Below are 14,166 nucleotides of genomic sequence, written 5' to 3' on the forward strand. Positions count from 1 at the left end.
GGTATAACCGGGTGCCGAATGGCGCCTTAGAAGAGGCTTGAGCCGTGTGCTGGGAAACTCGCATGCACGGTTCTTAGGGGGTTGACGTAGGCAACTGCGTCTGACTACCCGACAACCAAATGCGCCCTTAGGCCTTGGGAAGTAAGAACTGGCTGTTTGTTGGCTCGCTGCGCAGTGGTCAACGAGCGGCGAATATCAAGACTTAAATCCAGTCAGCAAAGCTGAATGGCTTGGATCTGTATGCCTATGTTACCGACACATAAAGTGACCTAAATAGAAGAATTACTGCCACACCGGTGGCAACCCGACCAAAATTAAAAAATAGGTGTGGGGTTCAGCCCACGCTTACGAAACTTGTAATAAACTGATCTAAAATTCGATCATATACTTCATATCTCAAAGTATTGACTTAAATTATGATTAAGCCATGCCAGAATTAGATCGCCCCATACCCAAGTCGTCACTTGAATTTGAGTAACTATAGGAAATTCTATCTTTAAAGTCTTTATCCAACAAAACCAATTAAGAATAATGTTGATTTAAGCTGCTTACCATTTGCTTACCAGAATCTAAAAACAAAAAAACCACTTACGATTAGTACACGTAAGTGGTTGTTTTATATGGTGGGCCCAGACAGACTTGAACTGTCGACCAACGGATTATGAGTCCGCTGCTCTAACCAACTGAGCTATAGGCCCTAATATGCTGAATTTGTTATATATCAACAAGTTCAGGCGAAATGAATACTAGCGAAGATTTTTTCAAAAGACAAGCTTTTTCATACATAGTTGTACACTATCCAAACAATCAAGAAAATTTAGATCATCAAACTGACACATCAGGTCTTTCACGATCTTTGAGTTACATACTAAGACTCAAAAGCACTTATAAATACTAGAATAATAAAATTTAACTCTGTACACGACAAAAATAGATAACTCATTGAAATAATGTCACAATAATTGTTTTCTAACGACGAATACTATGACACATCTCAATGAGTTATATCTTATCTTAAACAAATCTCTAAAATGGAACAAGTCACATTTAAAGTGCTTTGCGCTCATCATGCTTGTGATCATTTTAAAGCAAACATGTAATCTTTCTTCTGCATCTAAAGCCTTGCCCATCAAGTGCTTACCACAATCATTTTATCGACGTATGCAGCGCTTCTTTGCAGGTCAGTATTTTGATTATCGTCAAATTTCTCAGTTGATTTTCAATATGTTTTCATTCGACAAAGTGCAACTGACTTTAGATAGAACCAATTGGAAATGGGGAAAACGAAATATTAATATCCTGATGCTTGCGATCGTTTATCGTGGAATAGCGATACCTATCGTTTGGACATTGCTTAATAAACGTGGAAATTCAGATACGAAAGAGCGGATTGCTTTGATTCAACGCTTTATATCCATTTTTGGTAAAGACCGTATTGTGAATGTGTTCGCAGACAGAGAGTTTATCGGTGAGCAGTGGTTTACATGGTTAATTGAACAAGACATCAACTTCTGCATTCGTGTTAAAAAAACTTCATTGTCACCAATCATTTAGGGAAGAATCATAAAATTAGTGATTTATTTCGCCATCTTCAACTTGGTCAAATTGAATGTCGTAAACGACGGATTTTGGTTGGTCGGGTGAAACTATATATGAGTGCACTACAGTTAGAAAATGGAGAGCTTTTACTCGTCGTTTCTCCTCAGTTTAATGCCAATGCTATTCAGGATTATGCATTACGCTGGGAAATTGAAACCTTATTCAGTTGTCTCAAAGGACGAGGATTCAATCTTGAAAATACGCGCTTGACAGACCCTAGACGAGTGAAAAAATTGATTGCGGTCTTAGCTATAAGCTTCTGTTGGTGCTACTTAACGGGTGAATGGCAACATGATCAAAAAAAAGCGATAAAAATAAAGAAGCATGGACGACTCTCAATGAGTTTATTTCGCTATGGTTTAGACTATGTTCAAATGGCGATTCAGCGTTTAATTGGTTTTGGGAAAAAAGAAGAGTTTAAGGAAATTCTGGCAATTTTAAGAAGGCAGATGCCTGATAGGATAAGAGTTCTGTGAAATTTGTCGTGTACAGAGAAAATTTAATTAAATTGGATAAAACTAAATACCGGCTTTTTCTTTTTTTCGTGACTCAATGAAAAACTCAACAATTGACCATAAAACAACCAAAGCAAAGAGAACTATTGCACATACAAAAGTCGAAAGATAAGTCATTTTAACAATCCTGAGCTTTGTTAAACCAAAGTTAAAGTGTGAAAGTGCACACTTTAGTCTTAGACCAAAGTCTAATCTGTCATTTCGTTTATGAATAGTGGTATTTTCATTTTCAGCATATTTCTTTTCTGTTTGATTAGATTTAAAACATCTTAGTGTTCAATTCTTGCCCCCTCCTTGTTCAACTGATGAGGATTCAAGCCCATTCATAAAAGTGGCAAGTGCAATCAAGTAGGACTTGACTCAAACCGTAAACAAGCAGACATTTGAACCGTACCGGGTTTGTCGGAGAGTCAATATTCTGAGAGACTACCCCGATGACAAAATTAAAATATACCCCTGAAATCAGAGAAAGAGCGGTTCAATTATTGATTGAATCTGAAAAAGATTATCCTTCTACTTGGGCTGCAATCACAGCAATTGCGCCTAAGATTGGTTGTACTCCTGAAACACTTCGTGCCTGGCATCAAAAGCATTTAGATCAGCAAAATCCTATTAAAGTACAACAGATATCTGATCAAGAAAAAATGAGGCAAATGGAACGTGAAATTAAAGAATTAAAGCGTGCCAATGAAATTCTACGTAAAGCAGCCGCTTTTTTCGCCCAGGCGGAGCTCGACCGCCCACACAAATAATGGTGGATTTTATCCATAACAATAAAGATCGATATGGTGTTGAAGCGATTTGTAGAATTTTACCGATTGCAGCTTCAACCTATTACCGGACTTTAGATCTCGCTGACAATCCAGAACATCGAGCGAAACGAGATCTACATGATGAGCATCATGCTGAACAAATTAAACGAATTTGGAAGGAAAGTTCAGGTCGGTATGGTGTACGTAAAGTCTGGCAAAAACTGAAACGTGAAGGCTATATTATTGCGCGCTGTACTGTTGCTCGATTAATGCAAAAGCTAGGTATACAAGGTGTTTGGCGTGGTAAGAACAAAAAAACCACCCGTAGCCGAGATGACCAAAAACGGGCAGATGATTTAGTGAAACGTAATTTTAATGCTGATCATCCAAACCAACTATGGGTGGGTGACTTTACGTATATTCAAACTCATTCAGGCTGGGTCTATACCGCATTTGTTATTGATGTGTTCTCACGAGCCATTGTTGGATGGAAAGTATCTACACGGATGAATACAGATATGGTGCTCGATGCATTGGAGCAAGCATTGCACGATCGAGGTATGCCTAAGAATGTGATTCATCATTCAGATAGAGGTGTTCAATATCTTTCTATTCGCTATACCAATCGTTTAGAAGCAGCAAATTTACGAGCATCAGTCGGTACGACAGGTGATTCATACGATAATGCTTTGGCTGAAACGGTGAATGGCTTATACAAAACAGAGGTGATTGAATATTTAAAAGCAGATTGGCAAGGTTTAGCAGATGTACAACTTGCGACACTAAACTGGGTAGATTGGTTCAATAAAAAGCGTGTACACAATGCACTGGGTTATGTATCGCCTTTTGAGTTTGAAGCAATGTACTATGATAAGATTAACCCGTTAGGTCAGGTGGCCTAACTTAAATAAAAAAGTCTCCGACAAACCCGGTACGGTTCAATTAGCCTCTTTAAAAAACACTTGTATTTTTATGCTCATGTTAAAAAAACTCATTGGTGAGTCTGCGTTTAAACTCGCAGGCTGGAAATATCATGTAGAACCAAACGTTTTGGAAGACAAGCAAGTCATTATTGGATTTGAACATACTTCTATGTTGGATGCTGTCTTGTCACTGGCGATTTTTCAAATCTACGATATGAAAATCCATACCCTGATTAAAAAAGAATTATTCAAAGGGCCAATGAAGCCCATACTCGAAGCCATTGGTGGTATCGCAGTCGATCGCAAGTCAAATAAAGACATTGTGTCTCAAATGGTTGAGCACTTTACCCAAAATAAAAAATTCAATTTAGTCATTGCACCTGAAGCGACACGTGCCAAAACAGGTGAAGTACGTAAACCTATTCGTACTGGATTTTGGCATATTGCTAAAGCAGCCAATGTCCCTATTGTGCTGATGTACGCGAACTCAAAAACCAAGCAAGGTGGTATTTTTGGAAAAATCTACCCAACAGACCTAGATCATGACTTAGCGCTTATTAAAGCACTTTATAAAGAGCATGTTGGTTTAGATATTGAGATTCCAGAACCTAAAACTGCTGCACAATAAGATCGTTTAATTAACCTAAAAGAATGTGAAGACGCTATTCTTTTAGGTCTCTGTGAGAGTTTCCCAACAGTTAATTTTTAAAGTGAACTGCCTCACAGGGTAAATTTTAAATAACTGGCTTTATTTCAAACAATTTTAATTCTTTTTTTGTTTGTTCAGGCGATTTTCAGAAAAACACCTACTTTCGCATAAAAAAGTGCTTATGGTAGAATTTGCACAATTTGATAGGCACAAAGCCAATCTACAAGGAGCATATTTCGCATGGCGGGTCATTCCAAGTGGGCCAATATTAAGCATCGTAAAGCAAAACAAGATGCTAGCCGTGGTAAACTTTTTACCAAATTTATTCGTGAATTAACAACTGCTGCAAAGCTTGGCGGTGGTGATGCTGCAAGCAACCCACGTCTTCGTGCAGTTGTAGAAAAAGCACTTTCTGTAAATATGACACGTGACGTCATCAACCGTGCAATCCAACGTGGTGCTGGTGGTGAAGATAACGATGATTTAAAAGAAATTACCTACGAAGGTTATGGTGTTGGTGGTGTTGCAGTTATTGTAGAAACCATGACTGACAACTTAAACCGTACTGTACCGGATGTCCGTCACTGTTTCTCAAAAACAGATGGTAACTTAGGCACAAACGGTTCAGTTGCTTTCTTGTTCACAAAACGTGGTGAGATCACTTTTGAAGATGTGTCTTTAGAAGATCAAATCATGGACGTGGCACTTGAAGCAGGTGCTGAAGATATCGAAGTCGATGAAGATGAAATCTTAGTCATTACTACACCTGAATCTTTTGGTGATGTGCAAGATGCTTTGACTGCTGCAGGTTTAAAATCGGACAATGCTGAAGTGGTCATGAGCCCTTCAACTAAAGCCGAAATCACCGATATCGATCAAGCGAAAAAGATTATGAAAATGATTGATATGCTGGAAGATTTAGATGATGTACAAAACGTATATACCAACGTTGAATTCTCTGACGCGGTATTGGCAGAATTAGACGCCTAATCTACTGCTTTAAAAAAATGCGTTCTCAAATATAACTTTGAGAGCGCATTTTTTATGGCTGATTGAATACCCTTTCAATAAATTTTGCTTTTTTAAATCGATATTCATCCATCGTTAAATATTGGCTGTCTTGTTTTAATTGGTTATACGCCGTCACTAATTTTTGATTTTCCAACAAGCGATCCCAAAATATCAGAAAACTTTGCCATGGAGCGTTTTTCACGACCAATTGAATAGTAACATCATCCTGCTGTAGCACCTCTAACATACACAGCTCATGTGCTCTTCTGGTACTAGGGCTAAAATTATGGCTGATAATATGCAAACTTTTGAAAGTAGGAAGCCTACTACTCATTAGACTCATACAAGTTCAGCGTGACTTAGACTTTGCTCAACAAACCACTACAGTTAAAAACGTTATATTCTTTAATCACAAAGCTTGAGTGCAGTGCCACCACATGTTCGATTTTACCAATGCGTTTGAGTAAAATATCACTATAGTTTTCCATATCTCTTGCAACAACTTCAACAATAAAGTCTGCCGACTGCCCTGTCACTAAAAAGGCATTGGTTACTTCAGGAATATTTTCTAGCTCTTCTAAAAACTTGGAAAAAGTGTCGGTATCATGTTTACTCAAAGATACTTGTAGCAAAACATGTAGACTAAAACCGAGCTTTTGATAGTTAATATCACGCTTAACTTTGGTCATAATATCGTTATCAATGAGGTGCTTAATACGACGATGTACTGAACTAACCGATAGATTAATACGCTCTGATAATTCGTTTAGATTGATATCTTCATTACTTAAAATTTCTAAAATTTGCTTATCAAAACGATCTAATTCCATTATTTAACTCTCATGACAACTTATGTTTATAGGTATCTATTTCATATTAAGCATTTCAAATGAAAGATAAAGCTTATTTGCAATTTTTTTCATATATTTTGAGATTAATAAAAAGATATCAGCTTTTTTAGACAAAGAGTGCCATGATCTTTTACAAAGTTATAAATAGACTGAGAAACTTTCTATTCAGCTTCTATAAATCATGATATTGAAAATACAAGAAAGGCAAAGGTTATCTGTATCACACACCACCTTTGCCTTGTTTGGCTTGAGCTTATCTTAAACGCCGCGCCAGTCGACTCGAGCATTGCGCTCAGTTTGATAGACTCTTAAAACATACTGCCCCAAGGGTAAATTGGTTAAATAGGTTTTATAAGCACTAAACTCTTCAGATAGACTTTCCTCATGGTCTTTTTCCCATGGTGTCCCTTTAATCTCCAGTACAGGCGCCAACATCGAACACACAGCAATATCCGCCAAACCTAAACGATTCCCGACAAAGTAACGTCCATGATTAGCAATTAACTTCTCATTCAATACTTCAATTAAACGCTGCATTTCGGCCTTGGAATGCTCTATTTTTTCTGCATTCAACTCATAGCCTTTCGACATCAAAGTTTTCATTAAAGGTTTGGTGTATTTTTCAAATTTACGTAAATACCCCTTTTCGCCCAACATAATCTGTAACGATTGATCGTTATCGGACAATGCATGTGCCAACCCCCAACGACGCACATGCAATCCCAAATCATTGGCTAACGCATTAACATCTAAAGCCTCTTTACGAAGCTGTGCTTCATTACGTAACAGTCGATGTTCTGGATAACGCTCATCAAGATATAACGCAATCTCGGTGGTATCAGCGACCCATTTGTCCTGATCACGCAAAATAGGCAGTTTATTTTGCCCTGTCTTTAACTGTGCAAAAGCCCGGTGAACCCCAGGCACCACATTTTGTGCGACAAAATCTAGCTCTTTATGATCGAGCAACCAGCGAGCTTTCTCACAAAAATGAGATAAAGGAAACTGGTATAAAGTTCTCATAAATGCTCCACATTTATTTTTCTATTTTGGCTTTTCAGAAAAGCCATCTATTTCAGTTGGATACTTTAGTCACTGTATTTAGGATTTACAATGTACTTTTTACTCAAAACTGCCTAGCAAATGTTCAACAGCCTTTATCAAATTTATACGTTTTTTCTCTACAATATCTCAAATCTTGATAAGTAAGACTTTAATCATACTATTTACCCCACCGTTAATTTTTTTATTATTTATTTCTCAAGTACTTAACATATCATCTAAATGATTAAACTTAGCATATTTTATTTTTAACTTTTTAGCTGCTAAGTTATTCAAAATCCTTCATTTAATCATTCAAGCAATCCCAAGTAGCGTATAGGCATTAAGTAAAGGTGCTTTTATGTCTCATACACTCTCTAAAAATATTCACGTGATACAAAATGATCAGGACGCAATTAATGCAGCTTATCATGTCGCTGACTTTGCCTTAGAAGGTCGGGATCAACGTGATCAGAACCGTCAGCTTCCTTTTGCTGAAGTCGAATTATTTAGCCAAAAAGGATTAGGCGGTATTCGTATTCCTCAAGCTTTTGGAGGCGCATTTGTTTCCAACAAAACCTTAGCCCAGGTTTTTCGCATTATTAATAAAGCCGACCCAAGTGTCGGTCAAATTCCACAAAACCAAATTGCGCTGCTCAACATGATTGATATCTTGGGCAACGAACAACAAAAACAGTTTATTTTTAATGAAATATTAAACGGCAAACGCCTTGCCAATGGCGGCCCTGAACGAAATACCAAAGACACTAAAACTCTGAGTACAACATTAAACATTGAAAATGGTCGTTATTATGTCGATGGTGAAAAGTTCTACTCTACAGGCAGTAGCTTTGCCCATTGGTTAGCCATTAAAGCCATTCACCCTGAAGAATATGTGGTACTGACGCTTGTTGATGCCACAGCACAAGGTGTTGAAGTCATCGATAACTGGAACGGTTTTGGTCAGCGTACAACCTCAAGTGGCACAGTAAAATTACAACGGGTTGAAGTCGATCCACTACTTATTTTTGATGAGCGGAAACTGGTTGAAGACGTCAATTACCGTGGTGCTTTCTCGCAGTTAATGCAAGTTGCAATTGATGTCGGTATTGCAGAAGCCGCATTTGAAGACACTTTGTCAGCAGTGAAAAAAGCCCGACCAATTGTCGATGCGCAGGTTGAGAAAGCCAGTTTTGAACATTACACCTTACAAGAAGTCGGCAAGTCCGCTGTCCTGTTGGATGCCGCGATCCTACTGCTCGATGAAGCTGCTGAATATTTAGATGAGCTCGACCAACTGAGCGTTGTCAGTGCCGAACAAGCAGCTAAAGCTTCCATTCTAGTCGCCGAAGCTAAGGTCTATGCTAACGATGCTGCACTACAAATTTCTGAAAAACTTCTAGAGCTTGGCGGCAGTCGTTCGAGCCTAAGCCAGCATAACTTAGATCAACATTGGCGCAATGCACGTGTGCATACCTTACACGACCCGATCCGCTGGAAGTTGCATGCACTGGGTAACTACTATTTAAACAACACTTTTCCTGCTCGCCACGCTTGGATTTAAGGAGAACGTCATGACTTCATTTCAACCTATTCTTCCATTTCAATCCCGAAACGCAGCGTATGCATATATTATTCAAAGCGATGCCGAAGCCTTAGAGATTGCCAAAAATTTAGCTGAGCAGTTTAAACAACAGGCTATCCAACGTGATGCGGAACGTATTTTGCCTTTTGAGGAAATCGAGACCTATAGCCAATCTGGGCTCTGGGCTATTACTGTACCGAAGGAATTCGGGGGTGCAGATGTTTCCAGCTATACGATCGCACAAATTATCGCACTTATGAGTGGTGTAGATGGGTCGATTGGACAAATTCCACAGAACCATTTTTATGCCTTAGAGGTTTTACGTAACAACGGTACTGAACAACAAAAGCGTAAACTCTATGCAGAAGTGCTCAAAGGCGCTCGCTTTGGTAATGCCTTGGCAGAGTTTAAAACTAAAAACGCAACACAAAAACAAACTGCACTCAGCCAAACTGAACAAGGCTATGTGGTCAATGGTGAAAAGTTTTATTGCACAGGCAGTCTGTTTGCAGACCGCATCCCCACCTTAGTCAAAGATGCCGATGACAAAGAGTTTCTGGTCTTTATCCCACGTAGTAGTACAGGGCTAGAATTGATTGATGATTGGTCGGGTTTTGGTCAACGTACTACAGGCAGCGGTACAATCAAATTCAATCATGTCGCTGTAGATGCTGAAGATATTGTTCCTTTCGATACAGCTTTTTCTAGACCAACTCTGGTTGGGCCTTTTGCGCAAATTATGCATGCTGCCATTGAAACGGGTATCGCGCGTGCTGCTTTTGAGGAAACACTGGTTCGTGTGCGTCAGGCTCGTCCGTGGATTGACTCTGCTGTTGAACAGGCAACCGATGACCCTTTAACACAGTTTGAACTGGGACGAGTAGTTGCCGATGTGCGTGCCAGTGAAGTCCTACTCAAACAAGCAGCCCGCTCAATCGATGCAGCACGTCCCCATCCAACCATAGAGAACATTGCTAAAGCATCACTCGATGTAGCGAAAGTTCGTGCACACAGCACAGAAACCGCATTAAAAGCTGCTTAAAAATTGATTGAACTGGCAGGCAGTCGTGGTAGTCAGCGTGAAGATGGCCTAGACCGTTTTTGGCGTAATGCTCGTGTTCACACGCTACATGATGCCTCACGTTGGAAATATTACTTCATTGCCAATTATCTTCTTAATGGTGTACTCCCGCCACGCAGAGGGACATTGTAATGACACTATCATCTCAAAATAGAAAGTCCAAGCAAATCATCCTAAATGCTTTTGATATGAATAGCGTAGGTCATATCAATCATGGTTTGTGGACACACCCACGTGATGAGTCACATCGTTTTAATGAGCTTAGCTATTGGACAGATTTGGCGCAAACTTTAGAACAAGGTTTATTTGATGGTTTATTTATCGCCGACATTACGGGTGTCTACGACGTTTATCAAAACGGTCTAGATTTAACCCTGAAAGAGTCGATTCAGCTTCCAAGCCACGACCCAAGTACCCTCGTTTCTGCCATGGCTGCCGTTACACAGCACTTAGGTTTTGGTGTCACTGTAAATTTAAGCTATGAGTCGCCTTATCAGTTTGCACGGCGCTTTGCGAGCCTTGACCATTTAACCCACGGTCGTATTGGTTGGAACATTGTCACGGGGTACTTAGACAGCGCAGAACGGCTAATTGGTCAAAAAGGTTTAAAAGATCACGACTTACGTTATGAACAAGCTGAAGAGTTTCTCGAACTTTGCTATAAATTTTGGGAAGGTTCTTGGGAAGACGATGCCGTACAAAAAGATAAATTAAACCGTGTCTTTACCGACCCTTCAAAAGTTCATGCCATACAGCATCAAGGTAAATTTTTCCAAAGTCAGGGCGTTTTTCAAGTTTCTCCATCTATACAGCGGACGCCTGTACTTTATCAAGCGGGCGCTTCGAGTAAAGGCTTAGCCTTTGCAACCCAACATGCTGAAGCCATGTTTATTGGTGCTGACACGCCTGAAAAACTTAAACAGCAAGTCGATAAGATTCGTGCGCTTGCATTAAGCCATGGTCGTGATGAACAAGCCATTAAACTCTTTGTCGGCATTAGTGTAGTGACGGCAGAAACGGATGAACTCGCACAAGAAAAACTCGCCGAATATATTCGCTATGCCAGTCCAGAGGCAGGTTTGGCTCATTTTTCCAGTTCAGTCGGAATTGACTTGGCACAGTTCACAGATGATGAAGCGATTCCTTATAAACAAACCAATAGCATTGCCTCGGTCAATAACAAATTTAAAGAGCAAAAAGTTACGCGAGCGGATTTGAAAGACCAACATGTACTCGGTGGACGCTATCCACTGATTGTCGGGAGTGGAAAAACTGTAGCAGAAAAGCTCATTCTGCTCATAGATGAAACTGGCGTAGATGGCTTTAATCTCACACGAACCGTTGCCCCCGAGTCACATCAAGACTTTATTGGTTGGGTCATCCCAGAATTACAAGAGCGTGGCCGTTATAAAACCGCCTATGAAACAGGTAGTTTACGCCACAAATTATTCGCTCAAGGTGACCGACTGACCGCAAACCACCCTGTACAGCAGTATCGATGTCAAAGCTCGAACCCTGATTCTAAAACACAGCAAAAACAAACCGCATAAATTTTAAAATACGAGAAATATCATGGCTCAAACTGCAAAAACAAAATTTACCGTTATTGGGGTAATTGTAGCTGCCATCGTCATTGCACTGGTGGCTTGGTCTTATCATAAAAAATCGAGCAACACTGAACTGGTGATTGGGATCAGCCCACCCTTTGCCAATCCCTTAAAGGTGGCTGTGGAAGAAGCAAAACAGCAAGGTATCAACGTCAAACTGGTGGAGTTTTCGGATTGGAATACCCCCAATATTACTCTCAATCATGGTGATATTGATGCTAACTATTTTCAGCACCAACCCTTCTTAGATAACGCCATCAAAGAAACTCAATTTAAACTCAAAGCACTGGATAAAGGCGTCACCACACACGTCGGTTTATATTCAAAAAAGTATGACTTGATTGCTGCGATTCCTGAAAATGCGCGTACAGTTATTCCAAATGATCCAGTAAATCAAGGTCGTGCGCTTTTACTGTTTCAGCAGGCTAAATTGATTAGCTTAAAAGACCCAAACAATCATCTATCGAAACTGCAAGATATTGTGAGCAATCCTAAAAAGCTGCAGTTTATTGAAGTTGAAGGTCCACAAACTGCACGTGCCGTTGATGATGCTGACTTGGTCTTTAGCTATCCACATTATTTACGTCTTGCAAAAACCATTGACCCAAATGATGCACTGATCTTAGATGACAACACCAATACCCTGTATTCGATTTTATTTGTGGTGCGTGACGACTACCAACAGCAACATCCAGAGAAAGCCGCGCAACTTGAAAAATTCATCAAGATTTATCAAACATCTGACAAAGTTAAACAGACTTTGAATAGTGAAATTGGTGAAAAACTTTGGTTCCCAGGTTGGAAGTGAGTATAAGCCATGACGCAATCTTTCACTCAAAATCGAAAAAAATGGATGATTGGCTTAAGCATCATCGTGACAATTTTTGCTCTAGCGGGTTACCGCTATAGCAAAAGCCATGCGCAAGATGATGTCTTAACGATTGGTATTAGCCCACCTTATGCCGAATTGCTGCAAAGCGTGGCTGACGACGTAAAAAAGCAAGGCATTCAAGTCAAACTGGTTGAATTCTCGGACTGGCATGCGCCAAATGTTGCTGTGCAAAATGGTGACATTGATGCCAATTTTTTTCAGCAAAGTGTATTTCTACGCAATGCGATTCGCGAAACAAATTATGATCTGCATGCATTCGCCACAGGAACAGGAAGTCATGTCGGACTGTATTCTAAAAAATATAAGTCCTTAGATGCACTACCAGCTCAAGCACGTGTGGTCATCCCGAATGACCCTGTGAATTCGGCGCGTGCACTGATTTTACTGCATCGTGCGGGTTTGATTCAGCTCAAAGACCTCAACAATGAACTGTCTACCGTAAAAGATATTGTGAGCAATCCTAAACAGCTTCAGTTTATTGAAGTATAGTCAAATCATTATAAAACCAATACAATGGTGCAATGAGTTATTCAGAACATTTTAGACGTAAAATTTTAGCTAAGCTTGAGGAAGGTTATTCTATTCGAGCGGTAGCTGCACAATTTGAAATTAATAAAAATACCATTGTTCAATGGAAGAAACGTATAGAGATTAAAAAAACTCGTGTACGTAAACCTTCTAAAATTAACGATGATGCTTTACGTGAAGATGTTGAAAAGTATCCTGATGCTTATCAATATGAACGTGTGGCACGTTTTAATTGTGGTGTTTCATCTATTGGTGCTGCATTAAAGCGCTTAAATATTACAGTTAAAAAAAGACGTTAAGCCATCCTAAAGCAGATACAAAGCTTAGGGATAAATTTATTCAGCAAGTGAATGAATTAGAAAAAAACCACCCGATTATTTATCTGGATGAAAGTGGTTTTAAGTCACATGATTACAGACCTCATGGCTACTCACGAAAAGGAGTACCCTGTCTAGGGCAATATAATTGGCAATTAAAGAATCAGACCAATGCCATTGGAGCAATCCATAAAGGGTATTTATTTTCAGTCGGTTTATTTGACTGCAAAATCAATTCAGATGTTTTTCATTTTTGGATTGAGCAATTCCTCATACCAGAATTACCAGAAAATAGTGTAGTGGTTATGGATAATGCAGCATTTCATAAAAGAGCAGATATTCAGGAGTTATTGGAACAACAAGGGCATAAAATTCTTTGGCTTCCTGCATACAGCCCTGATTTAAATGCTATAGAACAGATGTGGGCATGGGTTAAACGTAAGCGTAAAGAATGGTTGATCGATTCAGTCGATGAGTTATTTCGAGTTTTTTTCGAATCTTGTATGAATAATAAAGTAGTTTGACTATAGAAGGCCGACAAACTGCACATGCGTTTAATGATGCCGATTTAATTTTTGGCTTCCCGCATTATTTAAAAATGGCCAAAGTCACTGATCCGCATCATGCGCTTTTTCTAGATCCGATAGACAAGAAATACGCCATCTTATTTGTGACACGTAAAGACTATCCAGATCAAAACCAAAAACTTGCGACCTTTGTACAAGCATTCCAAAACTCAAAACACGTTCAAGAAATTTTAGATCGTGATTTTGGCCAAGGTCTGTGGTTTGAAGGCTGGAAATAAGGAGAAAAAG

The 14,166-nt window shown here is 39.4% G+C and carries 11 protein-coding genes, 1 tRNA gene, 5 pseudogenes and 1 other annotated feature; of the genes and pseudogenes, 13 read left to right on the top strand and 4 right to left on the bottom strand.

The genetic code is table 11. The features are described from left to right. Positions 1-110: 110 nt before the first annotated feature. Positions 111-273, top strand: a pseudogene (locus tag HUK62_RS09755) (IS66 family transposase); the annotation flags it as partial. A gap of 348 nt (positions 274-621) precedes the next feature. On the opposite strand, the gene HUK62_RS09760 reads toward HUK62_RS09755, so the two are convergent. Next, positions 622-698, bottom strand: a tRNA-Ile gene (locus HUK62_RS09760). 286 nt (positions 699-984) lie between these two features. Between HUK62_RS09760 and HUK62_RS09765 the strand changes: the two genes are divergently transcribed. From HUK62_RS09765 to HUK62_RS09780, 4 genes are all read left to right on the top strand, one after another. Then, positions 985-2,075 (top strand): IS4 family transposase gene (locus HUK62_RS09765; RefSeq protein WP_100607964.1). Its coding sequence is split into 2 segments (ribosomal slippage): positions 985-1,525 and positions 1,525-2,075, totalling 1,092 coding nucleotides; the frame shifts between segments, so codons are not numbered across the junction. A 473-nt stretch (positions 2,076-2,548) separates the two neighbouring features. After that, a protein-coding gene (locus HUK62_RS09770; protein ID WP_176537741.1) for an IS3 family transposase occupies positions 2,549-3,768 on the top strand; the annotation gives its coding sequence in 2 pieces (ribosomal slippage) (positions 2,549-2,825 and positions 2,825-3,768; 1,221 coding nt in all). Beyond that, positions 2,824-2,940 (top strand) — a sequence feature (AL1L pseudoknot). It overlaps the preceding gene by 117 nt. Positions 3,769-3,844: 76 nt before the next feature. Beyond that, entirely contained in the window at positions 3,845-4,417 is a 573-nt protein-coding gene (locus HUK62_RS09775; RefSeq protein ID WP_176537742.1) for a 1-acyl-sn-glycerol-3-phosphate acyltransferase, read from the top strand. A 261-nt stretch (positions 4,418-4,678) separates the two neighbouring features. After that, the gene (locus tag HUK62_RS09780; RefSeq protein ID WP_004693421.1) at positions 4,679-5,428 is read left to right on the top strand and encodes a YebC/PmpR family DNA-binding transcriptional regulator; all 750 of its coding nucleotides are present in this window, start codon (positions 4,679-4,681) and stop codon (positions 5,426-5,428) included. 52 nt (positions 5,429-5,480) lie between these two features. Here HUK62_RS09780 and HUK62_RS09785 read toward each other — a convergent pair whose 3' ends face one another. The 3 genes from HUK62_RS09785 to HUK62_RS09795 all read right to left on the bottom strand — a co-directional run bounded on the left by HUK62_RS09785 (position 5,481) and on the right by HUK62_RS09795 (position 7,323). Further along, a complete protein-coding gene (locus HUK62_RS09785) occupies positions 5,481-5,696 on the bottom strand; it encodes a GrpB family protein (RefSeq protein WP_176537743.1) in 216 nt (71 codons plus the stop codon). 112 nt (positions 5,697-5,808) lie between these two features. Next, positions 5,809-6,279, bottom strand: coding sequence for an Lrp/AsnC family transcriptional regulator (locus tag HUK62_RS09790; RefSeq protein ID WP_004693423.1), 471 nt, complete (start codon positions 6,277-6,279; stop codon positions 5,809-5,811). A gap of 279 nt (positions 6,280-6,558) precedes the next feature. Continuing rightward, positions 6,559-7,323, bottom strand: a complete 765-nt coding sequence (locus tag HUK62_RS09795; protein WP_176537744.1) for a glutathione S-transferase family protein — start codon at positions 7,321-7,323, stop codon at positions 6,559-6,561. A gap of 379 nt (positions 7,324-7,702) precedes the next feature. Here HUK62_RS09795 and HUK62_RS09800 point away from each other — a divergent pair, with 379 nt between their 5' ends. The 8 genes and pseudogenes from HUK62_RS09800 to HUK62_RS09835 all read left to right on the top strand — a co-directional run. Continuing rightward, on the top strand, positions 7,703-8,905 hold the full coding sequence (locus HUK62_RS09800) for an SfnB family sulfur acquisition oxidoreductase (protein WP_176537745.1): 1,203 nt from the start codon (positions 7,703-7,705) through the stop codon (positions 8,903-8,905). 10 nt (positions 8,906-8,915) lie between these two features. Beyond that, a pseudogene (locus tag HUK62_RS09805) lies at positions 8,916-10,139 on the top strand (SfnB family sulfur acquisition oxidoreductase). After that, positions 10,139-11,557 (top strand): LLM class flavin-dependent oxidoreductase, encoded by a 1,419-nt coding sequence (locus HUK62_RS09810; protein WP_176537746.1) that lies wholly within the window; start codon positions 10,139-10,141, stop codon positions 11,555-11,557. Before HUK62_RS09805 ends, HUK62_RS09810 begins: the two are co-directional and overlap by 1 nt. 22 nt (positions 11,558-11,579) lie before the next feature. After that, positions 11,580-12,422 (top strand): MetQ/NlpA family ABC transporter substrate-binding protein, encoded by an 843-nt coding sequence (locus HUK62_RS09815; protein WP_176537747.1) that lies wholly within the window; start codon positions 11,580-11,582, stop codon positions 12,420-12,422. A 9-nt stretch (positions 12,423-12,431) separates the two neighbouring features. Continuing rightward, positions 12,432-12,992, top strand: a pseudogene (locus HUK62_RS09820) (MetQ/NlpA family ABC transporter substrate-binding protein); the annotation flags it as partial. Between the two features lie 35 nt (positions 12,993-13,027). Next, positions 13,028-13,333, top strand: a complete 306-nt coding sequence (locus HUK62_RS09825) for an IS630 transposase-related protein (RefSeq protein WP_176537748.1) — start codon at positions 13,028-13,030, stop codon at positions 13,331-13,333. A 47-nt stretch (positions 13,334-13,380) separates the two neighbouring features. Continuing rightward, a pseudogene (locus HUK62_RS09830) lies at positions 13,381-13,770 on the top strand (transposase); the annotation flags it as partial. Between the two features lie 47 nt (positions 13,771-13,817). After that, positions 13,818-14,156, top strand: a pseudogene (locus HUK62_RS09835) (MetQ/NlpA family ABC transporter substrate-binding protein); the annotation flags it as partial. Positions 14,157-14,166: the final 10 nt, after the last annotated feature.

The sequence above is a fragment of the Acinetobacter sp. NEB 394 genome (assembly GCF_013374795.1).
In the GTDB taxonomy this organism is placed as follows: Bacteria; Pseudomonadota; Gammaproteobacteria; order Pseudomonadales; family Moraxellaceae; genus Acinetobacter; species Acinetobacter johnsonii.